This window comes from Sphingomonas sp., from assembly GCF_036677245.1.
In the GTDB taxonomy this organism is placed as follows: domain Bacteria; phylum Pseudomonadota; class Alphaproteobacteria; order Sphingomonadales; family Sphingomonadaceae; genus Allosphingosinicella.
On record NZ_JAKFCG010000013.1, the window covers coordinates 1 to 21,725 of the forward strand.

The 21,725-nt window shown below is 65.8% G+C and carries 19 protein-coding genes; 13 read left to right on the forward strand and 6 right to left on the reverse strand.

What is annotated here, in order from left to right; translation table 11 throughout:
• Positions 1-575 (forward strand): Sir2 family NAD-dependent protein deacetylase (locus V6M48_RS01780; RefSeq protein ID WP_332810806.1); only part of this gene is annotated, 575 nt, incomplete at its 5' end.
• 222 nt (positions 576-797) lie between these two features.
• On the opposite strand, the gene era is transcribed toward V6M48_RS01780, so the two are convergent.
• Genes era through lepB form a run of 3 tightly spaced genes read right to left on the reverse strand, consistent with a single transcriptional unit; the run spans position 798 to position 3,248 of the window.
• Complete coding sequence (gene era, locus V6M48_RS01785) at positions 798-1,691, reverse strand: GTPase Era (RefSeq protein WP_332810824.1); 894 nt, start codon at positions 1,689-1,691, stop codon at positions 798-800.
• A gap of 26 nt (positions 1,692-1,717) precedes the next feature.
• Positions 1,718-2,395: a ribonuclease III gene (gene rnc / locus V6M48_RS01790; RefSeq protein WP_332810807.1), complete on the reverse strand. Its 678-nt coding sequence runs from the start codon at positions 2,393-2,395 to the stop codon at positions 1,718-1,720.
• Between the two features lie 16 nt (positions 2,396-2,411).
• On the reverse strand, positions 2,412-3,248 hold the full coding sequence (lepB, locus tag V6M48_RS01795) for a signal peptidase I (RefSeq protein WP_332810808.1): 837 nt from the start codon (positions 3,246-3,248) through the stop codon (positions 2,412-2,414).
• Between the two features lie 238 nt (positions 3,249-3,486).
• On the opposite strand from lepB, the gene pgi reads away from it, so the two are divergent.
• The 6 genes from pgi to cysQ all read left to right on the forward strand — a co-directional run bounded on the left by pgi (position 3,487) and on the right by cysQ (position 10,492).
• A complete protein-coding gene (gene pgi / locus V6M48_RS01800) occupies positions 3,487-4,989 on the forward strand; it encodes a glucose-6-phosphate isomerase (RefSeq protein WP_332810809.1) in 1,503 nt (500 codons plus the stop codon).
• Entirely contained in the window at positions 4,986-6,329 is a 1,344-nt protein-coding gene (gene gorA, locus V6M48_RS01805; RefSeq protein ID WP_332810810.1) for a glutathione-disulfide reductase, read from the forward strand. The genes pgi and gorA overlap by 4 nt, the downstream gene beginning before the upstream one ends.
• 36 nt (positions 6,330-6,365) lie before the next feature.
• Positions 6,366-7,652: a homogentisate 1,2-dioxygenase gene (gene hmgA, locus V6M48_RS01810; RefSeq protein WP_332810811.1), complete on the forward strand. Its 1,287-nt coding sequence runs from the start codon at positions 6,366-6,368 to the stop codon at positions 7,650-7,652.
• Between the two features lie 110 nt (positions 7,653-7,762).
• Positions 7,763-8,875, forward strand: coding sequence for an S-(hydroxymethyl)glutathione dehydrogenase/class III alcohol dehydrogenase (locus V6M48_RS01815; RefSeq protein ID WP_332810812.1), 1,113 nt, complete (start codon positions 7,763-7,765; stop codon positions 8,873-8,875).
• 1 nt (position 8,876) lies between these two features.
• Positions 8,877-9,716: an S-formylglutathione hydrolase gene (gene fghA / locus V6M48_RS01820; protein ID WP_332810813.1), complete on the forward strand. Its 840-nt coding sequence runs from the start codon at positions 8,877-8,879 to the stop codon at positions 9,714-9,716.
• Entirely contained in the window at positions 9,713-10,492 is a 780-nt protein-coding gene (gene cysQ / locus V6M48_RS01825; RefSeq protein WP_332810814.1) for a 3'(2'),5'-bisphosphate nucleotidase CysQ, read from the forward strand. The genes fghA and cysQ overlap by 4 nt, the downstream gene beginning before the upstream one ends.
• 76 nt (positions 10,493-10,568) lie before the next feature.
• Here cysQ and acs read toward each other — a convergent pair whose 3' ends face one another.
• Positions 10,569-12,497 (reverse strand): acetate--CoA ligase, encoded by a 1,929-nt coding sequence (gene acs, locus V6M48_RS01830; protein WP_332810815.1) that lies wholly within the window; start codon positions 12,495-12,497, stop codon positions 10,569-10,571.
• A 227-nt stretch (positions 12,498-12,724) separates the two neighbouring features.
• On the opposite strand from acs, the gene V6M48_RS01835 reads away from it, so the two are divergent.
• The 5 genes from V6M48_RS01835 (at position 12,725) to V6M48_RS01855 (ending at position 18,637) form a co-directional block, all read left to right on the forward strand.
• The gene (locus V6M48_RS01835; protein ID WP_332810816.1) at positions 12,725-14,380 is read left to right on the forward strand and encodes a cyanophycin synthetase family protein; all 1,656 of its coding nucleotides are present in this window, start codon (positions 12,725-12,727) and stop codon (positions 14,378-14,380) included.
• Positions 14,381-14,404: 24 nt separating this feature from the next.
• The gene (locus tag V6M48_RS01840) at positions 14,405-15,652 is read left to right on the forward strand and encodes a Mur ligase family protein (protein ID WP_332810817.1); all 1,248 of its coding nucleotides are present in this window, start codon (positions 14,405-14,407) and stop codon (positions 15,650-15,652) included.
• Between the two features lie 10 nt (positions 15,653-15,662).
• Entirely contained in the window at positions 15,663-16,481 is an 819-nt protein-coding gene (locus V6M48_RS01845; RefSeq protein WP_332810818.1) for a cyanophycinase, read from the forward strand.
• Between the two features lie 283 nt (positions 16,482-16,764).
• Positions 16,765-17,802 (forward strand): sensor histidine kinase, encoded by a 1,038-nt coding sequence (locus tag V6M48_RS01850; RefSeq protein WP_332810819.1) that lies wholly within the window; start codon positions 16,765-16,767, stop codon positions 17,800-17,802.
• Between the two features lie 70 nt (positions 17,803-17,872).
• On the forward strand, positions 17,873-18,637 hold the full coding sequence (locus tag V6M48_RS01855) for a LytR/AlgR family response regulator transcription factor (RefSeq protein WP_332810820.1): 765 nt from the start codon (positions 17,873-17,875) through the stop codon (positions 18,635-18,637).
• Between the two features lie 434 nt (positions 18,638-19,071).
• Here V6M48_RS01855 and V6M48_RS01860 read toward each other — a convergent pair whose 3' ends face one another.
• Positions 19,072-19,989, reverse strand: a complete 918-nt coding sequence (locus V6M48_RS01860) for an iron-containing redox enzyme family protein (RefSeq protein WP_332810821.1) — start codon at positions 19,987-19,989, stop codon at positions 19,072-19,074.
• A gap of 239 nt (positions 19,990-20,228) precedes the next feature.
• Here V6M48_RS01860 and V6M48_RS01865 point away from each other — a divergent pair, with 239 nt between their 5' ends.
• The gene (locus V6M48_RS01865) at positions 20,229-21,326 is read left to right on the forward strand and encodes a cell wall hydrolase (protein ID WP_332810822.1); all 1,098 of its coding nucleotides are present in this window, start codon (positions 20,229-20,231) and stop codon (positions 21,324-21,326) included.
• A 147-nt stretch (positions 21,327-21,473) separates the two neighbouring features.
• On the opposite strand, the gene V6M48_RS01870 is transcribed toward V6M48_RS01865, so the two are convergent.
• The coding region (locus V6M48_RS01870) for a hypothetical protein (protein WP_332810823.1) at positions 21,474-21,725 on the reverse strand (252 nt) is incomplete at its 5' end.

The window sequence follows — 21,725 nt, forward strand, 5'->3', positions numbered from 1 at the left end:
CCGATCTGGTGCTTGGTTTTTACGATGCGCGGCGGGCGGCGCTCGACGGAGTTGCGCCTAATCCCGCGCATCACGCGCTCGGGCGACTCGACGCCGCCTGGCCGGGCGATCTGCTGATCGTGACGCAGAATGTCGACGATCTGCATGAGCGTGGCGGCGCGAAGCGGCTGATCCACATGCACGGGGAGCTTAATTCGGCTTGGTGCCTCGCCTGCGACAGCCGCATGCGATCGCAGCGGACGTTGAGCGACCGGCCGCGATGCGCCGCTTGCGGAGTCGCCGGCCAGCTGCGGCCCGACATCGTCTGGTTCGGCGAGATGCCCTACGAGATGGACCGGATCGAGCATGCGCTGATGGAGGCAGATCTGTTCGTGTCGATCGGAACCTCGGGCGCCGTCTATCCCGCCGCCGGCTTCGTCCAGACGGCGCGCTATCTCGGCGCCCATACGCTCGAGATGAACCTCGAGCCGAGCCAGGGCAGCTATTTCTTCGAGCAGAGCCGGATCGGGCCGGCCGGCGACCTCGTGCCCTTGTGGGTCGAGGAGATGCTGGCGGGGGCCGATCGGAGCGGCTGAAACACACTGGGCGGGGTAGGGCAGGGGTGCAGATCCTCGTCCTCCAGCTTCGCGAGTCCCTCCCTCTCCCGCAATGGGCCCGCTGCCAAACTCCGTTCGCGGTGAGCCTGTCGAACCGCTCTCCTTCCTCGCTCGGAGAAGAAAGGGCCTTCGACAAGCTCAGGCCGAACGGTGTTTGGGTGACTCGGGACTTTTGCAGCAGTCCGGCAAGGGGAGAGGGCGTTACTCCACCCAGTCGAGCCCGATCTCGCGGTAGAGGCCGCGATCTTCCTCCCAGTCCGGCTTGACCTTGACGTGCAGGAACAGGTGGACCCTGCGGCCGAGCAGCTGGCCGAGCTGCTCGCGCGCGGCGGCGCCGATCTCCTTGATCCGCGCGCCGCCCTTGCCGAGCACGATCGCGCGCTGGGTCGGCCTGCCGACGAGTATCTGCTGGTGGATCGCGACCGACCCGTCCTTGCGCTCCTCATATTTCTCCGTCTCGACCGCGCTTGCATAAGGAAGCTCGGCGTGGAGCTGGAGATAGAGCTGCTCGCGGGTGACTTCGGCGGCGAGCATGCGGTCGGTCGCGTCGGAAACCTGCTCTTCGGGGAAATGCCACGGCCCCTCGGGCATGCGCGCGGCGAGCGCCGCCTTGAGATCGGCGATCCCGTCGCCGGTCGTGGCCGATACCATGAACGTGTCCTCGAAGGCGACGCGCTCGTTGAGCTGCCCGGCAAGCGTCAGGAGGGCCTGCTTGTCGGCGATGTCGACCTTGTTGAGCACCAAGATCTTCGCCTCGCGGCGGCCCTGCAGCGTGTCGAGCATCGCCTCGATCCGCCCTGAGAAGCCGGTTGTCGCGTCGATCACCAGAGCGACCAGATCGGCATCCTGGGTGCCGCCCCATGCCGCCGCGACCATCGCTCGATCGAGGCGCCGGCGGGGATCGAAGATGCCTGGGGTGTCGAGCAGCAGGGTCTGGCTTTCCCCCGCGATCGCGATGCCCATCAGCCGGGTGCGCGTGGTCTGCGCCTTCGGGCTGACGATCGCGACCTTCTGGCCCACCAGCGCGTTGACGAGGGTGGACTTGCCCGCATTGGGCGCGCCGACCACCGCGACGAGGCCGCACCGCGTCGTCATGCCAGCTTCTCCAAGCTCATGCTCGTTCATGCGAGCTTCTCCAGCAGGGCCTTGGCGGCCTCGGTCTCGGCTTCCTGCTTGGAGAGGCCCTTGGCGCGGGCTTCGCCGACGTTCTTGATGCTCACTTCGACCTCGAAACTCGGTGCATGATGGGGGCCGGACCGGTGGACCAGCTCGTAATGGGGCGGCCTGTGGTCGTGCGCGGCGGCCCATTCCTGCAGCGCCGATTTGGGGTGCTTGGGCGCCTTGTCATTGCGGCTGACTCGTTCGCCCCATGCAGAGCGGATGAATGCGGCGGCCGGTTCCAGCCCCTCCTCGAGGAACAGCGCGCCGATCAGCGCCTCGAGCACGTCGCCCAGGACGTTGTCGCTGTCGGCCGCGCCGTCGTCGCGCGCCTGCTTTCCGAGCCGCATCTGGCCGGCCGCGCCGAGCTCGCGCGCGATCTCGGCGCAGGTCTCGCCCGAAACGAGCAGGTTGAATCGGCGGGAAAGCTTGCCTTCGGGTTCGTCCGGAAACAGCTCGTAGAGCCAGCGCGCCATTACCAGCCCGAGCACGCGGTCGCCGAGGAATTCGAGCCGCTCATAATCATCGTCGCCGCGGCTGCTGTGTGTCAGCGCGCGCATGAACAAAGCCCGATCGCGCGGGCGATGGCCCAGTGTCGCCTCCACCCACTCCGCGATCCGCTGCTCGCCGGCGGCGGTCATCGAGAGCCCCCGCGCATCAATAGGTTCCGCCGATGCGATCCCACCGCGTCGCCGAGATCCAGGTCCACGGCTTCACCCACGACGCGGAGCCGTCGGTCGAAAAGAAGGTGATCAGCGCGCGGCCGATCAGATGGTCGGCGGGAAGGAAGCCGACGCCGCCGATCTCGCGCGGGAAGCGGCTGTCCTCGCTGTCGTCGCGATTGTCGCCCATCATGAAATAATGGCCCTCCGGCACGACCAGCGGCACCGTGTCGTCTCCGGGCGCATCGCCTTGATCGAGCACCTCGTAGCGGCGCCCGCCGGGGAGAGTCTCGCGATACCTCGGATAGGCGCAAAAGCGCCTGCCGCCATCGCTGACCTCTTTGACCGGCGTGGGGAGGGCGGAGCGGCACGGGCTGTTGGGCGTGACCGGCATCAGATAATCGGCGATCCGCGTCTTGGGCACCGGCTTGCCGTTGAGCAACAAGGTGCCGCGCCGCATCTGCACGACGTCGCCCGGCAGCCCGATCAGCCGTTTGACATAATCCTTGTCGCTGCCCGGATAGCGGAACACCACGACATCCCCACGGTCCGGAGAGCCGGCCAGCAGCCGTCCGTCGAATGAGATCACCCCGAGCGGAAAGCTGTAGCGCGAATAACCATAGGGCCATTTCGCCACGAACAGATAATCGCCGATCATCATCCGCGGCAGCATCGATCCCGAAGGGATGTTGAACGGCGCGACGATCAGGCTGCGCAGCAGCAAAGCGAACAGGAACAGCAGCAGCATGAAACGCGCGGTTTCGGCGATGCCGCCCTTGTGCCTTGCCGAAGGCGCGGCCCGTGCCGCGTCGATACTATGGTCGCTCGCCATCGCTGGCGCTTTCGCGCGCGCCTCCTGCCGGGTCAAGCAGATGCTAGGGTCTGACCCTATGCTTTCGCGGCACGGCTCCCTAGACCTTGATCGTTTCAGGCTAAGCCTGAAACGTGAATCAAGGTCTCGACCATGAAAGAGCCTGATTCACGCTTTCGGCGGAAGCGCGAAGCGCTTCCACCTCAAACGATCAGGCTCTAATAGGCGCGGCGAGAGGGCGTCAGCAGGGAGAGTGTGGATGAGCGGCGCGTGGGCGGCGATCGAACAAGTGGAACGTCGCAGCCTCAGCGACCTTTTTACGGCCGAGCCCGATCGGCTGTCGCGCCTGACGCTCGACGAAGCCGGGATCCATTTCGATTTTTCCAAGACCCACCTCGACGCGGGTCTTGTCGCCGGCTTCGAGCAATTGGCGGCCGAGCGCGATCTCGCCGGCGCGCGCGAGGCTTTGTTCTCGGGGCAGAAGGTCAACGTCAGCGAAGGGCGCGCCGCCGAGCATAGCGCCGAGCGCGGGCAAGGGGCACCCGAGAGCGTCAAGCGCGCCCAGCTGCTCCACGCCCGCATGCGCGCGCTGATCGACGCGATCGAGGCCGGTGCGTTCGGCCCGGTGCGCCATATCCTCCACATCGGCATCGGCGGCTCCGCGCTCGGCCCCAAATTGCTCATCGACGCGCTCGGCCGCGACGTCGGTCGTTACGATGTCGCCGTGGTCTCGAACGTCGACGGCGCCGCGCTCGAGGAGGCGACGAAAGACTTCGATCCGGCCACCACCTTGCTGGTGATCGCCTCCAAGACCTTCACCACCACCGAGACGATGCTCAACGCCCGCTCGGCGCTGGCGTGGCTGCAGGAGGGCGGGGTCGCCGATCCTTATGGGCGGATCGTCGCGCTGACCGCCGAGCCCGAGCGTGCGATCGAATTCGGCGTCGACGAGACCCGCATCCTTCCCTTCTCGGAAAGTGTTGGCGGCCGTTTCTCATTGTGGTCGTCGATCAGCTTTCCGGTCGCGCTCGCGCTCGGCTGGAATGCGTTCGAGGAATTGCTCGAAGGCGCTGCGGCGATGGATCGTCATTTCCGGCTTGCCCCGCTCGATCGCAACGCGCCGGTGCTCGGCGCGTTGGTCGACCGTTATTATGCCAATGTCCGCGGCGCCGCGACGCGCGCGGTGTTCGCTTATGACGAGCGGCTCCGGCTGCTTCCCTCCTACCTCCAGCAGCTCGAGATGGAGTCGAACGGCAAGAGCGTGACGATCGACGGCGAGGCGGTCGATCGCGCCACCGCGCCGGTTACTTGGGGCGGCGTCGGCACCGATGCGCAGCATGCCGTGTTCCAATTGCTCCACCAGGGCACGCAGCTCGCGCCCGCCGAATTCGTCGCGGCGATCGAGCCGGATCACGCCCTCGCCGACGAGCATCACCACCAATTGCTGATCAATTGCTTCGCGCAGGGCGCGGCGCTGATGGCCGGCCGCAGCGCCGACGATCCGGCGCGCTCCTATCCGGGCGATCGCCCCTCGACGACGATCCTGCTCGATCGGCTCGATCCGGCCACGCTCGGCGCATTGCTCGCCTTTTACGAGCATCGCACCTTCGCCAACGCGGCGCTGCTCGGCATCAATCCGTTCGACCAGTTCGGAGTCGAGCTTGGCAAGCAGATCGCCACATCGCTCGACAGCGGCGAGGCCGAATCTTTCGATCCGTCGACCCGAGCGCTGATCGCGCGCGCATTTGGAGGTGCCGAGTGAATTTCGACTATGATCTGTTCGTGATTGGCGCGGGTTCGGGCGGCGTGCGCGCCTCGAGAGTCTCGGCGGCGCACGGCGCGCGAGTCGCGGTCGCCGAGGAGCATAAGGTCGGCGGCACCTGCGTCATCCGCGGCTGCGTCCCCAAGAAATTGCTCGTCTACGGCGCCCATTTCGCCGAGGATCTGCAGGACGCGCGGCGCTTCGGCTGGGAAGTGCCCGAATGCAGTTTCAACTGGGTCACCTTGCGCGACAACGTGCTGAGCGAGGTCGACCGCCTCGAGGGGCTCTACACCCAAACGCTCGACAATCATCACGTCGAGGTCGTCAAGCAACGCGCGACCGTCACCGGGCCGAACGGCATCAGGCTCGCCGACGGCCGCGATGTCACCGCCAAGACGATCCTGATCGCAACCGGCGCGCGGCCGGTCGTCCCGACCTTCCCGGGCGCGGAGCACGGCATCACCTCGAACGAGGCATTCCACCTCGAAGCGGTCCCCAAGCGTATCGTGATTGCCGGGGCAGGCTATATCGCCAACGAATTCGCCGGCATCTTCCATCAGTTCGGCAGCCACGTGACGGTGGTCAACCGCAGCGACGTGCTGCTGCGCAGCTACGACGCGCAGATCCGCGACCGCCTGCTCCAGATTTCGGTCACCAAGGGCATCGATTTCCGCTTCAACGTCACGTTCGAGCGGATCGAGAAGAACGGCGATGGCACGCTTACCGTCCATATGAACGGTTGCGACCCCATCGAGGCCGATGCGGTGATGTACGCGATCGGCCGCCAGCCCAATATCGAGGGCCTTGGGCTCGAGACCGCCGAGGTCGAGACCGACTCCCACGGGGCGGTTGTCGTCAATGCCGACAATCAGTCGAGCTGCGACAGCATCTATGCGATCGGCGACGTCACCAACCGCGTCCAGCTCACGCCGGTCGCGATCCGCGAAGGCCAAGCCTTCGCCGAGACGGTGTTCGGCAACAATCCGACCCGCGTCGATTATGGCTGCATCCCCTCGGCGGTGTTCAGCCACCCGCCGCTTGCCGGCGTCGGGATGACCGAGAGCCAGGCCCGCGACACGTTGGGCACCGTCAAGACATTCGTGTCCGATTTCAGGGCGATGAAGAACGTTCTTGCCGGACGCAATGAGCGATCCTTGTACAAATTGGTCGTCGACGGCGAGACCGATCGGGTGGTCGGCATCCACATGATCGGTCCCGACGCGCCCGAGATCCTCCAGGCGGCGGCGATTGCGGTCAAGGCCGGCCTGACCAAGGCCCAGTTCGACGAGGTGGTTGCGCTCCACCCGACAATGGCGGAAGAATTGGTGCTGATGCGCTGATCGTGGATTGGCGCCGGTAGAAGGGTCGGCGGCCGGATGGCGGAAGGATATCTGAGCGGGTTCGGCAGCCATTTTGCGACCGAGGCGGTCGCCGGCGCGCTGCCGGAGGGCCGCAATTCGCCGCAGAAGCCGCCGTTCGGTCTCTACGCCGAGCAGATTTCGGGGACGTCGTTCACGGCCCCGCGCAGCGAAAACCGCCGCACGTGGCTCTACCGAATGCGGCCGAGCGCGGAGCACGGCCCTTACACGCCGTATGAAGGCGCGATCTTCTTCACAGCGCGGCACGGCGACTCTCCGGTCGCGCCCAATCGCCTGCGCTGGAACCCGCTGGCGATCCCCGACGAGCCGGTGGATTTCGTCGACGGCATCGCGACGATGGTGACCAACCGCCCGCCCGAATCGCTCGAGGGCGTCGCCGTCCACATCTACCGCGCTAGCAAGGACATGGAGCGGCGCACCTTCGCCAACGCCGACGGCGAGCTGTTGATCGTCCCGCAGACCGGGCGTCTCGCGATCGCCACCGAAATGGGGCGGATCGACTGCGCCCCCGGCGAGATCGCGCTGATCCCGCGCGGCGTCCGCTTTCGCGTGCTGCTGCCCGATGGCAGCGCCCGCGGCTATGTGGCTGAAAACTTTGGCAGTCTGTTCCGCCTTCCCGAGCTCGGGCCGATCGGCGCCAATGGCCTCGCCAATCCGCGCGACTTCCTGACGCCGGTCGCAGCCTATGAGGATCGCGACGAGCCGTTCGAGCTGATCCAGAAATATTGCGGCGCGCTTTGGACGACCAGCCTCGACCACAGCCCTCTCGACGTCGTCGCCTGGCACGGCAATCTCGCGCCGTGGAAATATGATCTCGCGCATTTCAACGTGATCGGCTCGGTCAGCTTCGACCATCCCGATCCGTCGATCTACACCGTCGTGACCTCGCCCTCGAGCGTGCCCGGGCGCGCCAATGCCGATTTCGTCATCTTCCCGCCGCGCTGGCTGGTCGCCGAGGACACCTTCCGGCCGCCCTGGTTCCACCGCAACGTGATGAGCGAATGCATGGGGCTGATCCGCGGCACCTACGACGCCAAGGCCGAAGGCTTCGCTCCGGGCGCGCTCAGCCTGCACAATCTGATGGCCGGGCACGGGCCCGACCTCGCGAGCTGGGCCGCGGCGAGCGCCGCCGAGCTCAAGCCGCACAAGATCGAGGACACGCTGGCGTTCATGGTCGAGAGCTGCTGGCCCTACCGACCGACCAGCTTCGCGCTGCAATGCGACGAGCTGCAGGACGATTATGACACGGTCTGGGGCGGCTTCGCCAAGGCCCGGCTGTCCTGACCGATTCTCCCGACCTGGGCCGATTGCCGCTGCCGAGGGGCTTTACTCGCCTGATCCGATCGTCTTTGGTCGCGCTCCTGTAGCTCAAATATTCGTTCGAGGAGACCAGGATGAAGACTCGCGCCGCCATCGCCGTTGCGCCCAACGCGCCGCTCGAGATCCACGAAGTCGACCTCGACGGGCCCAAAGCCGGCGAGGTGCTGGTCGAGATCATGGCCACCGGTATCTGCCATACCGACGCCTACACGCTCGAAGGCAAGGATTCGGAAGGCATCTTCCCGTCGATCCTCGGCCACGAGGGCGCCGGCATCGTCCGCGAGGTAGGCCCCGGCGTCACCTCGGTCGCGGTCGGCGACCACGTTATCCCGCTCTACACCCCCGAATGCCGCCAGTGTAAATCGTGCCTGTCGCAGAAGACCAACCTGTGCACGGCGATCCGCTCGACGCAGGGCAAGGGCGTGATGCCCGACGGCACGAGCCGCTTCAAACTGGGGTCCGAGACGATCTACCATTATATGGGCTGCTCGACCTTCTCCAACTTCACGGTGATGCCCGAGATCGCGGTCGCCAAGGTCCGTCCCGACGCGCCGTTCGACAAGATCTGCTACATCGGCTGCGGCGTCACCACCGGCGTCGGCGCGGTGATCTGGACGGCTGGTGTCGAGCCCGGCGCCAATGTCGTCGTGTTCGGCCTCGGCGGCATCGGCCTCAACGTCATCCAGGGCGCCAGGATGGCCGGTGCCGACAAGATCATCGGCGTCGACATCAACTCCGCCAAGCGCGCGATGGCCGAGCAGTTCGGCATGACCGCCTTCGTCAATCCGCGCGAGATCGGCAACGACAAGGTCGTCCAGGCGATCGTCGACCTCACGGGCGGCGGTGCCGATTACAGCTTCGATTGCACCGGCAACACCGAGGTGATGCGCCAGGCGCTCGAATGCTGCCATCGCGGCTGGGGCGAAAGCGTGATCATCGGCGTTGCGGAGGCGGGGCGTGAGATCTCCACCCGCCCGTTCCAGCTCGTCACCGGCCGGGTCTGGAAGGGCTCGGCGTTCGGCGGCGCGCGCGGGCGCACCGATGTGCCGCGGATCGTCGACTGGTATATGGACGGCAAGATCTCGATCGATCCGCTGATCACCCACACCATGCCGCTCGAGCGGATCAACGACGCGTTCGACCTGATGCACGAGGGCGCGAGCATCCGCTCGGTGGTGGTCTACTAAGATGGCGCTCGAACGCCTTTCCGCCGCCAAGAGCTTCGAGGGGAGCCAGGAAGTCCATCGCCACGCAAGCGACGCCACCGGCACGCCGATGACGTTCGGCATCTATTTGCCGCCCCAGGCCGCGAGCGGCGACCGCCTGCCGGTCGTCTGGTATCTCTCCGGCCTGACGTGCACCCACGCCAATGTCACCGAGAAGGGCGGCTTCCAGCGGGTCTGCGCCGAGCTTGGCCTGATCTTCGTCGCCCCCGACACCTCGCCGCGTGGCGACGACATTCCCGACGTCGAGGATTATGACTTCGGCAGCGGCGCGGGCTTCTACGTCGACGCAACTGTAGCGCCCTATGCCGCCAATTACCGGATGTATTCCTACATCGTCGACGAGCTGCCGCAGGTGATCGCCGCCAATTTCCCGGTCGACCTTGGTCGGCAGGCGATCATGGGCCATTCGATGGGCGGGCATGGCGCGCTCACCATGGCATTGCGCAATCCGGGACGCTTCGCTTCGGTCTCGGCGCTGGCGCCGATCGTCGCTCCGGGCCAGGTGCCGTGGGGCGAGAAGACGCTGGGCGGCTATCTCGGCGAGGACCGCGCCGCGTGGCGACGTCATGACGCCGTCGCCCTGGTCGAGGATGGCGCCCGGGTCGACGAGATCTTGGTCGATCAGGGCACTGCCGATCAGTTCCTCGACCAGCTCCAGCCCGGGCTGCTCGCCGCCGCCTGCAAGCAGGCCGGGATCGACATGAATTTGCGCATGCAGCCTGGCTACGACCACAGCTATTATTTCATCTCGACCTTCATGGAGGATCATCTGCGCTGGCATGCCGACAGGCTGATCGGATGACGTCGTCCTTGCTCGAGACCTTGATCGAGGCCGCGCTCGCGGCAGGCGCCGAGATCGAATCCATCTATGCGGCCGAATTCGTGACCGAGGACAAGCTCGATGGTTCGCCGGTGACCGAGGCCGACCGCCGCGCCGAGGCGATCATCCTCGAGCGGCTCGGCAGTGCTTTCCCGGGGATCGCGGTCTTGGCGGAGGAAGAGGCGGCGGCCGGCCGCATCCCCTCGCTTGGCGAGCGTTTCTTCCTGGTCGACCCGCTCGACGGCACCAAGGGCTTCATCCAGCGCAACGGCGAGTTCACGGTCAACATCGCGCTGATCGAGGATCGCAGGCCGATCGCCGGCGTCGTCTACGCGCCCGACAGCGCGGCGCTCTATTACGGTGCGAAAGGCGAGGGCGCGTTCCGGCGGATCGGCCGCGGCGCGCCGCCGACCGAGAGGATCAGGCCGCGGCCGCGCCCCGCCTCGGGCCTTGCCGGCATCGGCAGCCGAAACCACGCCGCGGCCGGCACCGCCGAGCGGATGGCCGCGCTCGGCGTCACCGAGTTCGTGCCCGCAGGCTCCTCGCTCAAATTCTGCCTGGTCGCCGAAGGCAGCGCCGATGTCTATCCGCGCTGGGGGCGGACAATGGAATGGGATACCGGCGCCGGCCAGGCGGTGCTCGAGGCGGCCGGCGGCCGGGTGCTCGCGCTCGACGGGGATCGCGAGGCCGGGCCGTTGCTCTATGCCAAGGCCGAGAATGAGTTCGCCAATCCCCATTTCATAGCTTGGGGCCAGTGACGCGAAACCCTTGGTGATATTCAGTACCGGAAAACGCTCTCAGTGATCTGAATTCATTCCGAAATCGGGATCTGCGCTAGCGGTTGCGCCGGCCGTCGACCAGCGCGTCAACCAGGGTCGGATCCGCCAGGGTCGACGTGTCCCCGAGGTTCGAGAAGTCGTTCTCGGCGATCTTGCGCAGGATCCGCCGCATGATCTTGCCGGAGCGCGTCTTGGGCAGCGCCGGGGTGAAGTGGAGATGGTCGGGCGTCGCGATCGGCCCGATCTCCTTCCTCACGAATTGCCTCAGCTCGGCCTCGAGCTCGGCGTTCGGCTCCTCGCCGGCGAGCAGGGTCACGTAGCAATAGATGCCCTGGCCCTTGATGTCGTGCGGGTAGCCGACGACCGCGGCTTCGGCGACCAGCGAATGGGCGACCAGGGCCGATTCGACCTCGGCAGTGCCCATGCGGTGGCCCGAGACGTTGAGCACGTCGTCGACCCGGCCGGTGATCCAATAATAGCCGTCCTCGTCGCGGCGGCAGCCGTCGCCGGTGAAATATTTGCCTTTGTAGGTCGAGAAATAGGTCTGCACGAAGCGTTCGTGATCGCCGTAGACGGTGCGCATCTGGCCGGGCCAGCTTCGCGTGATGCACAGATTCCCCGACGCCGGCCCTTCGAGCACCTGGCCCGCGCCATCGACCAGCTGCGGCACCACACCGAAGAACGGCTTGCCCGCCGAGCCGGGCTGCATGGCATGCGCGCCGGGCAGGGTGGTGATCATGATCCCGCCGGTCTCGGTCTGCCACCAGGTGTCGACCACCGGGCAGCGGCCGTCGCCGATGACGTCATGATACCACCGCCACGCCTCGGGATTGATCGGTTCGCCGACCGTGCCGAGCAGGCGGACCGACGAGCGGTCGTGGCGTTTCACCGGCTCTTCGCCGTCGCGCATCAATGCGCGGATCGCGGTCGGGGCGGTGTAGAAGACGTTGACCTTGTGGCGGTCGATCATCTCCCAGAAGCGGTCCACGTCCGGGTAATTGGGCACGCCCTCGAACATCAGGCTGGTCGCGCCGTTGGCGAGCGGGCCGTAGACGACATAGCTGTGGCCGGTGACCCAGCCCACGTCGGCGGTGCACCAGAAGATCTCTCCCTGCCGATAATCGAACACATAATGGAAGGTCGTGGCGGTCCACACACCGTAGCCGCCGGTCGTGTGCAGCACGCCCTTCGGCTTTCCGGTCGATCCCGAGGTGTAGAGGATGAACAACGGGTCCTCGGCGCCCATCGGCTCGCACGGGCATTCGTCGGGGACCGTCTCGGCAAGTTCGTGGAACCAATGGTCGCGCCCGTCGACTTTGCTCACCTCGTTGCCGGCATGGCGGACGACCAGCACGGCATCGACCTGCGGCGCACCGTTCAGCGCCTCGTCGACATTGGCCTTGAGCGGCACCAATTTGCCGCCGCGCATGCCGCCGTCGGCGGTGATGACGAAGCGGCTGCCGCAATCCTCGATCCGCCCACGCAGCGCCTCGGGCGAGAAGCCGCCGAACACCACCGAATGGACCGCTCCGATCCGTGCGCAGGCCAGCATCGCGACCGCCGCATCGAGGATCATCGGCATGTAGATGGTGACTCGATCGCCCTTGGTGACGCCGAGCATCTTGAGGCAGTTCGCCATCCGCACGACCTGGCGGTAGAGCTCGCCATAGGTGAGGGTGCGGACGACACCCGGCGCGTCCGCTTCCCAGATCAGCGCGACATCGTCCGCGCGCTCTGCAAGATGGCGATCAACGCAATTGTAGCAAAGGTTTAGCGCCCCATCTTCATACCATTTAATATCGACGGGATCGTAGGACCAATTGCCGATGATGGTCGGCTCGCGCACCCAGTCCAGCCGGCGCGCCTGTTCCTGCCAGAAGCGGTCAGGGTCATCGAGCGATTGGCGGTAGCGCGCCTGATATTCGGCGGCGTTGCAATGCGTGTTCGAAACCGCTGCTGCTGGGGGAGGAATTTGTTCGGCCATCGCTCTCTCGCTCTTTGGCGCGGATATGCCGCCTGCGCCGCGCGCGCACAAGCGGCCAATGGGCGTCCGACAGTCGCAGCGTTCGTTCCACAACCGTACTAACGTGGATCAGTCTGTTCGCCCGGAACTTGCCAGCGATTACCGGCATTTAGGTCAATATCAGCCGCTGGGCCTGTGGATCGCGTTTGAACCGTCCGGGACTGCAACAATATATGAGCGGAGAGGGAATGAGCCAGATCTTCTTTGGCGCAAAAGGCGACTCGGCGACCAGATTTCTCACTCAGCCGATGCGGGTGATCGAGACCGGCGTCTATCGCGGCCCCCATTATTACAGCCACACGCCGATGGTGCGAATCCAGCTCGACCTCGGCCGGCTGGAGGAGTGGCCGACCAACCTCCTGCCCGGCTTCACCGAGCAATTGCTCGCCTTGCTGCCTGGACTGCGAACTCACGGATGCTGCTACCGATCGGCCGGCGGCTTCGTCCGCCGCCTGGAGGAAGGCACCTGGCTTGGCCATGTCGCCGAGCATGTCGCGCTCGAGCTGCAGACGATCGCCGGCCATCGTGTGACCCGCGGCAAGACACGCTCGGTCAAGCGCCGGCCCGGCGTCTACAATATCATGTTCGCCTATCGCGAGGATGAGGTCGGCCTGCTCGCGGGGCGGATCGCGCTCGAGCTGGTCAATTCGCTGCTGCCGGACCATTTGCGGGGCATCGACGGGCTCGACTGCATCGTCGCGGACCAGGGCAATGAGGGCGAATTCGACTTCACGCGGTGGCTGGCAGCTCTGCAGCGCCAGGTGAGGCGCTCGGCTTATGGGCCGACCACCCAGGCCCTGGTCGACGAGGCGAAGCGCCGCGGCATTCCGGTGATGCGGCTCAACGACCAGAGCCTGGTCCAGCTCGGCCACGGCAAGCACCAGCAGCGGATCCGCGCCAGCATCACCGGCAAAAGCTCGCTGATCGCGGTCGAACTGGCGGGGGACAAGGATCTCACCAAGAAGATGCTGGACGCTTCGGGCGTCCCGGTGCCGCGCGGCATCGTCGTGCGCGACGTCGAGGAGGCGGTGCGGGAGGCCAAAAGGCTGCGTTATCCGGTCGTCACCAAGCCGCTCGACGGCAACCACGGCCGCGGCGTCACGATCGGCATCGCCAACGAAGAGCAGCTTCGCTTCGGCTTCGCGGCTGCGGCCGAGCACAGCCGCAGGGTGATCGTCGAGCAACATTTCGCCGGCAACGATCATCGCATCCTGGTGATCGGCGGCAAGATGGTCGCCTGCGCCGAAAGAGTGCCCGCGCATGTCGTCGGCGACGGCCGGCGCACGATCGCCGAGCTGGTCGACGAGGTGAACCAGGATCCGCGCCGCGGCGACGGCCATGAAAAGGTCATGACCCGCATCAAGATCGATGCCCATGTCATTGAATATCTGCAAAGATCGGGCAGAACGACCGAGACGATCCCGGCCGCGGGAGAGCAGGTGATGCTTCGCGCCACCGCCAATCTGTCGACCGGCGGGACGGCGATCGACCGGACCGACGCCGTCCACCCCGACAATGCCGAGATCGCGCGCCGCGCGGCGGCGATCATCGGCCTCGATGTCGCCGGGATCGACTTTATCGCCCCCGACATCCGTCGCTCCGTGCGCGAGACCGGGGGCGGCGTGATCGAGGTCAATGCAGCGCCCGGCTTCCGCATGCACATCGAGCCGTCCGAAGGCGCGCCGCGCGACGTGGCGCGGCCGGTGATCGACATGCTCTTCCCGCGCGGCAGCCGCAGCCGTATCCCGATCATCGCGATCACCGGCACCAACGGCAAGTCGACGACCGGACGGATGGTGGCGCACGTCCTTCGCCAGACCGGCTGCACGGTTGGCCTCACCTAGACCAGCGGCGTCTATGTCAACGACATGCTCGTCGCTCCGGGCGACGCGACCGGGCCGCGCAGCGCACGGATGGTGCTGCGCGACCCCAATGTCGAGGTCGCCGTGCTCGAGACGGCGCGCGGCGGATTGCTCCGCGAGGGGCTCGCCTTCGAGCGCGCCGACATCGGCGTAATGCTCAACATCAGCCCCGACCATCTTGGCCTCAAGGGCATCGAGACGGTCGAGGATCTGGCCAATGTCAAATCTTTGATCGTCGAAACGGTGCGCCGCCGAGGCACCAGCGTGCTCAATGCCGACGATCCCCTGGTCGCGCGAATGGCCCGGCGGGCCGGCGGACGTGTCGCTTGGTTCTCGATGAACGGCGGCGTTCAAATGCCCGATTTCCTTCGCGAACATATCGCCAACGGTGGCATGGCGGTGGTGCGCGAGGCGGGCGAGGACGGCGGCACGATCGTCGTCCACGACCGCGGCCGGCGCGAGCTCGTGATGCAGGCCGCCGACATCCCGGCGACGATCCATGGCAGGGCCGCATTCAACATCGCGAACGCGCTGGCGGTCACCGCGATCTGCATCGCGCACGGCGTCCCGCTGCTGACGATCCGTGCCGCCTTGGGCACGTTCCAGTCGTCGTTCGAGCAGAACCCAGGCCGGCTCAATGTCCTCGACGCGCAGGGTTGCCGCGTGATCCTCGATTATGCGCACAATCCGGCCGGGCTCGAGGCGATCGGCGAATTGGTGCGGGGGCTGCGTCACCGCTACCGGCGCTGCATGGCGACCATCTCGATCCCGGGTGACCGGCGCGACGAGGACATTTTCGAGATGGGCCGCATCGCCGGCGGCATCTTCGACGAATTGTTCTTCCGCGAGGACCCCAGCACCCGCGGCCGCCCGGGCGGCCAGATCATGAACCTGCTGTTCGAGGGCGCGGTTTCTGCCGGCTTCGATCCGGCGCGCATTCATTTGATCGCGGGCGAGCCCGAGGCGACGCGGAAGAGCCTAGAGGAGGCAAGGCCGGGCGACTTGCTGGTGATCACGCCCACCGACGTCAATGCGGCGTGGCAGCAGGTGCTCGAGTTCAGCAATCATCATCCGGCGCACGAAAACCAGCTCCTCGCCGCCGAACGATCGCCTCCATCGTCGCAGAACAGGGCAAGTGCCATGCCCGGCGGAGTCGTGGGGCAGCGCGAAAATCGGATGGCACCTTCTCACGACGTCTTCCGTTGCAATCGTCGGAGCAGCGAGGAACCAGCTGGCGCGGCTCGGGAAGGATGATGACTAACAGATGAGTGAGGAAAAGCGGCGGCGCGGGCCGCTGATCGTGATCGGCGGCCACGAAGACCGCGATCCGCGCGGAGACCGCAAGATCCTGCGCGAGGTCGCGCGCCATGTCCGCGGAGGCAAGCTCGTCCTCGCGACCGTCGCGAGCCACCAGCCCGAGGGCTATTATGAGGAATATCGCAAGGCGTTCGCCGATCTTGAGATCGGCGAGATGGTCGAGGTCTATGTCGCCGAGCGATCGGAGACCCATGCCGCCGAGACGCTCGCGAAGCTGGAGGGCGCCGCCGGCGTCTTCTTCTCCGGCGGCGATCAGCTGCGCATCACCAGCCAGATCGGCGATACCCAGGTCGAGGACAAGATCCGCCAGATTTGGGAGAGCGGCGGCGTGATTGCGGGTACCTCCGCCGGGGCATCGGTGATGAGCGAAACGATGCTCGTCAAGGGCACCAGCGCCGAGACCCACCGCATCGGCGACCTGCATATGGCGCCTGGTCTCGGTCTGATCCCCGACGTGATCATCGACCAGCATTTCGCCGAGCGCGGCCGCTTCGGCCGGCTGCTCGGCGCGGTTGCCCACAATCCCCGGGTGCTCGGCATCGGCATCGATGAGGATACCGCCGCGATCGTTGATGGCGACACGTTCACAGTGATCGGCAGCGGAGCGGTCTATGTAGTTGACGGTGAAGAGGTTACCCACAGCAATGTCGCCGAGGCAAGCCCGGAGCGCGTGCTCTCGATGCACGGCGTGTGCGTCCACGTGCTTGCGGCCGGCGACAGGTTCGAGCTGAGCAAGCGGCTGCCCGTTCCCGCGCCGCCCGCCTGACGCCAAGCCTTCCGCCGCCAGTCGGCAACGGCACCGATCGAGCTGCCCCGGCGGCCGCTCGTCGCCATCGCAATCCGTTGTTTTCGTCGTCCGATCAGACACTTTGGTCACGGCTGCCTCGCTTCGGCACCGGGACCGTGGCCTTCTGGCATTCAACGGAGCGATATCGGCATTGATGGCAAGTGACAGTCTAGCGGGTTTCAGGCAGGAAATGCGGCCTCACCGACGAGGGGCCGTCGCGTATATGCCATCTGCGAAGTCAGACGCCCGCTGGAGCGACGCTGTGCTTCACACCGTCGCCTTGTGGCTGTTCATCGTCCTGATGTTCCTGCCGGGCATCGTCGCGCGCCATTCCGGGGACGGGTGGTTCAGCGTGTTCCTCGACGCCTCCACAGTGATCGTCTCGATGAGCTTCGGCCTGGCGATATTCGGCTGTTTCCGCGCAACCTTGGAATGGCCGACCCATTTGCGGATCTTCGTTCTCGCGGCCGCCGTCTTCTCGGTCTCGATCGCGCACGCCTCGTTCGATCTGTTCTACACCGCCTGGGTGGCCAAGAATGTCGAATCCTCCTGGTTCGACGTGCCGATCAACTTTTCGCGCGGCTATGAAGCCGCGTTCCGTTACCTGCTGGTTTTCGCCGTCAATCTCGCTTTGTTCCAGCTCGCCTTCACGCGGCGCAGCTCGACCCGAAGCCAGCGCCAGCTCACCGATGCGCGCTCCGCCGCGCAACAGGCACAGCTCCAGGCATTGCGCTACCAGCTCAACCCGCATTTCCTGTTCAACACGCTCAACTCGATCTCCTCGTTGATCGTCACGCGCCGCAACGAAGATGCCGAGCAGATGACCAGCAAGCTGTCGAGCTTCCTGCGCTCGTCATTGACCTGCGACCCGGCGGGGCTCGTGCCGCTGGACGAGGAGCTCGCGCTGATCGAGGAATATCTCGACATCGAAGGCGTCCGCTTCGGCAGCCGGCTCGATGTCAGGATCGAGTGCGAGCCCGAGGCGGGAGCAGCGCTGATCCCGAGCTTCCTCGTGCAGCCGTTGGTGGAAAATGCGATCAAGCATGGCGTGGCGCAGTCGCGCGAACCGGTCACCGTCACGATCAGCGCAATCCTCGAGGACGGCCTGCTGTGCATCACGGTCGAGAACGACATGGTTCCCGCCGAAACCTCCGTGTCGGCTGGAACCGGAGTCGGGCTGATGAACGTGCGCCAGAGGCTGAAGGCGGTGTTCGGCGAAGCTGCCAGCCTCACCACCGAAGCCAAGGGCAGCGCTTATGTCGCGACGATCTGCATTCCCGACGTCCAGGAAAGACGCTGATCCCCCGCTTCGGCTTGAACAATCGCCGGCGCCGGCGCAAAACCGGCACAAGGAACATGAGGGGGACGAGATGCGCGTGCTGCTCGTGGACGACGAGGATCTGGCGCTCGATCGGCTGCGGACATTCTTCGCCGATATCGAAGGGACAGAGGTCGTCGGCCAGGCGAGCGACGGCGACTCTGCGGTTGCCGAGATCGAGCGCCTGACACCCGATCTCGTCCTGCTCGACATCCAGATGCCGGGCCGAAACGGCCTGCGTGCCGCGGCCGATATCAAGGTCGAGCCGCGCCCCGAATTGGTCTTCGTCACCGCGCACGAACATTATGCGCCCGACGCATTCGACGTCGATGCTGCCGATTATCTGCTCAAGCCGGTGCGATTCGACCGGTTGCGCCAGGCGGTGGAGCGCGCGCGCCGCCGCCGCACGTTGCGCGATCAGGCCGCGCGCGCGGGGCAGCTTGCCGAGGAGGTGGCTGCGCTGCGCTCCAGCGGGATCGCGGGGCTGGAGGATGGCGGCTTCTGGGTGCCCGAGCGGCACGGCCAGCGGCGAGTCCCGCTTGAAGCGATCGATTGGATCGAGGCGGCGCGCGACTATGTGCTGCTGCATACCGCCGTGCGCAGCCATCTGCTGCGCATCACCATGGCCGCGCTCGAGGAAAAATTGGCTGGGTCCACGCTGTTGCGCGTGCATCGCTCTGCGTTCGTCAGGCCGGACAAGGTGAGCGAAGTGCGCCGCGCCAACCGCTCGCTGACGCTTGTGCTCGTGGACGGTGCCACCGTCCAGGTCGGCCCAAGCTATGTCGCCGCCGTGAAGGCGGCCCTCGCATTAGAGTGATTTCAAGTCAGGTGGAATCACCTGACGACTCGGAAATCACTGAAAACAAATAAAAACTAGACTCGATCTCGGTTCAGTCAAACCGAGATCGAGTCTGGACTGAGCCGGCGCAGGCGCTGCCTGCTTGACGCCTGCTCCCCCGCAAGGCGCGGAGGAGCATGTGCTGGAAAGCGCCGCTCAGATCATTCCCGCCGAGGAGGTGATGGCGGTGACGAGCAAGGTGCTCACGAACAAAGCTGCGACGCAGGTCGAGAAGGTGCGGAAAAGCGGTGCGGTCATGTCGATTCTCCCTGGACTGAGGCCGTGCGGGCCAATGAGTGTCTGCTAGGGGAGACCGGCCGCACGCGCTTTCCGGATGCGACGGGGCAGGACGGGATTTCGACCGACCCGCACCGGAGCGACGAAGCCGCGCTCCGGTGCGATGAAAAAGCGGCTTATGCCGCTTGGCTAATGCCGATTCCGAAAGCGGCGCGATAACGCTGGAAGCAGCGCGCCCCGGCGTTGAGGCGAATCAGCGCACCCTCGGCCATCGCCGTGGCGCGGCGAGGATCCTCCTCGACCAGCGGCACGATCGCTTCGCGGTTCCATTCCTCGCTATGCTTGACGTCGAGCAAGGCATGAAGATCGAAATAGCGCCTTTCGCGGTCGGACAGGCCAAGACGCCTCAGCCCTGCCGCCGTACTTGCCGAGCGGCCGGGAGCGGTGAGCTCGATGACGCCGAGCGCACCGATCGAATGCCAGGTGTAGCGCCGGCTGGTGGCCATGGCAGTCATCGCATTGGCAAGCGCGAGGCTTTCCCAGACGGTCGTGTCGATCCGGGGATGGAGCTGCAGCGCGTCGACCAGTGTCGCGAGCATCGATCCGTGCACGCCGGCGGGGTTGCCGCGGCCCATCTCGTCCCAATAATTGCGGGCGAGCTCGAGCTTGGGACCCGCGGGGAGCTTGACCTGCGTGTACGCCACGAGATCGTCGAACCCTGCTTCGCCAGCGGCCTCCTGCTCAAGGAACCAGCTGATGTCCTCGCGAGAGGCCTCTTCGGCGAGCCAGGGAAACAGGGGATCGCCCTGCCCAGGGCCGTCTTCCTTCAGCTGCTCGAACCAGCGGATGAAGCCGTCGGGGTCGGTCGGAGCCGATCCTGCTTGCTCGGCCACCTCGGCGCGAAGATGCTCGAGGAAGCTGCCCTCGAGCCGCAGCATGCGCGAATCGCGCTGCAGATTGGCCTGCCAGTCTGCGGACGGAAACTGCGGCGCGAGCCGCTCGTGGTTCCAATGCGCGAGCGCGCGCTGGAAGCCGTCCGTCAGGTAACGCGGTGCCGGCGCCACGGCAGGCTCCGTGAACGATCTGAATGCCATCTATGGTTTCCAAAAAATGAAAAGCGATTGGCTGCTAAACCGTTACGGATGCTTGATGTTCCTCCCGCGCCGGCCGTGAGGCTCTGGACTTAACCTCGTTTAATTGATTGGTTTTTTCGCCAGGCGTCATGACGTCATTACCGCCAACACGGATTAACCCGATTGCGCCACTGCTGGCCGGGGCAGCGGTTGCCAGCGAAACGACCCCACCTTATTCGGCGCGGCTTCCCGGAGACCCTATGTTCGCTGCTGTTCAAAGCCGGATTGCCGTCGCGTTTGCGCTGCCCAGGCCTCAGCATTGGCCGAGCACGATCGTGCTCGCGACGATGCTGGGCCTCTATTTGTTCGCCGGCGTCAGCGTGACGTCGGTGCCCGCCTTCGATGCTGGGGCGGAAGCGCGCGGAACGCTTGGTTTCTTCGACAGGCGGGCAGCGCCCACGGTATCGCCGCCGATTCCCGAGCCGCTCGATTTCCGAGACATGAGTCCGCAGGAAGCGGCCGCCTTCAATGCCACGATCCCCATCTCGAGCGAGTCGAATCCAGCGGCAAAGCCGTTCCGATTCGCCGCTGCGGCCGAGATCGATCGGCTTCGCGCGCTCGATTGCCTGACCGCCGCGGTCCATTATGAGGCCGCGATCGAGCCCACCGACGGGCTGCGTGCGGTCGCGCAGGTCGTCCTCAATCGTGTCCGCCATCCCGCCTTCCCCAAAAGCGTCTGCGGCGTCGTCTTCCAGGGGTGGGAGCGTTCGACAGGCTGCCAGTTCACCTTCACCTGCGACGGCTCGATGGCGCGCGTGCCCTCCGAAGCGGGCTGGGCTCGCGCCCGCAAGGTGGCGGAGGAAGCGCTTGCCGGGACGGTGTACAAGCCGGTCGGCTATGCCACCCATTATCACACCAATTGGGTGGTGCCTTATTGGAGCTCGAGCCTTACCAAGCTCGCGCTCGTCGGCACCCACATTTTCTATCGGTGGGAAGGCGGCTGGGGGCGCCCGCCGGCGTTCCGCCATGCCGCGAGCGGCGTCGAGCCGGAGATTGCGCGAATCGAGAAGCTGGCCCTGGTCTTCCCGGGTCTCACTCAGGCCACCGCCGATCCGCTCGAGCTGCAGGCGATGCAGACCGACATAGAGGTGACTCCCGCGGATATTGCCGGCCGCGCCGTCACTCGCCGCTACGAGCCGCTGCGCGAGCAGTCGGCCGCGAACGCCAAGGAAGAGCTTGCCAAGGCCGATGTGTCCGACAGCGTTCGCTGGGCGCTCACCGGCGAAAGCGCTGCCAAGCCCGACGCGATCGCCGCCAAGGCCGAAGCGCCACTGCCGGCTGCCCAGGGCGGCGAATAAGGGAACATTGCCCTCGCCCAAGATCGACTACGACTTGCGGTCGATGCCATCACTGCGGACCATTGCTTCGGCAGGCTAGAGCAGGCTGTGATGAAATGGACTCGCAGACCTTCTCTATAACCTACTGATAGTGCATTGTTTCTTTCTCTAGGGCGCTTCGATCGGATAGCCGCGGCCGGCGTAATCGAAGCTGCCGAGCTCGACCGTCTGCAAATTAGGATCCTGCGCCGACGCATAATAAGCGCGGATCTCCTCGATCCGGCCGTCCGGATTGAAGATATACCATTCGTCGCCGCGCAGGATGATGCCCTGCTTGCGCTTGAAGTGGGTCCATTCGATCACCGCACGGCGAGTCGGCGCGTCGCATATCACCTGATCGACGGTCCAATAAGAGCCGAG

What these genes read in the sequence shown, in the direction of transcription:
- hmgA (WP_332810811.1), top strand. Translation starts at nt 6,366, where the DNA reads ATGGCGGAAGGATATCTGAGCGGGTTCGGCAGCCATTTTGCGACCGAG.
- V6M48_RS01845 (WP_332810818.1), top strand. Translation starts at nt 15,663, where the DNA reads ATGAGTGAGGAAAAGCGGCGGCGCGGGCCGCTGATCGTGATCGGCGGC.
- V6M48_RS01815 (WP_332810812.1), top strand. Translation starts at nt 7,763, where the DNA reads ATGAAGACTCGCGCCGCCATCGCCGTTGCGCCCAACGCGCCGCTCGAG.
- cysQ (WP_332810814.1), top strand. Translation starts at nt 9,713, where the DNA reads ATGACGTCGTCCTTGCTCGAGACCTTGATCGAGGCCGCGCTCGCGGCA.
- acs (WP_332810815.1), bottom strand. Translation starts at nt 12,497, where the DNA reads ATGGCCGAACAAATTCCTCCCCCAGCAGCAGCGGTTTCGAACACGCAT.
- rnc (WP_332810807.1), bottom strand. Translation starts at nt 2,395, where the DNA reads ATGACCGCCGCCGGCGAGCAGCGGATCGCGGAGTGGGTGGAGGCGACA.
- V6M48_RS01835 (WP_332810816.1), top strand. Translation starts at nt 12,725, where the DNA reads ATGAGCCAGATCTTCTTTGGCGCAAAAGGCGACTCGGCGACCAGATTT.
- V6M48_RS01865 (WP_332810822.1), top strand. Translation starts at nt 20,229, where the DNA reads ATGTTCGCTGCTGTTCAAAGCCGGATTGCCGTCGCGTTTGCGCTGCCC.
- lepB (WP_332810808.1), bottom strand. Translation starts at nt 3,248, where the DNA reads ATGGCGAGCGACCATAGTATCGACGCGGCACGGGCCGCGCCTTCGGCA.
- V6M48_RS01860 (WP_332810821.1), bottom strand. Translation starts at nt 19,989, where the DNA reads ATGGCATTCAGATCGTTCACGGAGCCTGCCGTGGCGCCGGCACCGCGT.
- V6M48_RS01855 (WP_332810820.1), top strand. Translation starts at nt 17,873, where the DNA reads ATGCGCGTGCTGCTCGTGGACGACGAGGATCTGGCGCTCGATCGGCTG.
- fghA (WP_332810813.1), top strand. Translation starts at nt 8,877, where the DNA reads ATGGCGCTCGAACGCCTTTCCGCCGCCAAGAGCTTCGAGGGGAGCCAG.
- era (WP_332810824.1), bottom strand. Translation starts at nt 1,691, where the DNA reads ATGACGACGCGGTGCGGCCTCGTCGCGGTGGTCGGCGCGCCCAATGCG.
- pgi (WP_332810809.1), top strand. Translation starts at nt 3,487, where the DNA reads ATGAGCGGCGCGTGGGCGGCGATCGAACAAGTGGAACGTCGCAGCCTC.
- V6M48_RS01840 (WP_332810817.1), top strand. Translation starts at nt 14,405, where the DNA reads ATGCTCGTCGCTCCGGGCGACGCGACCGGGCCGCGCAGCGCACGGATG.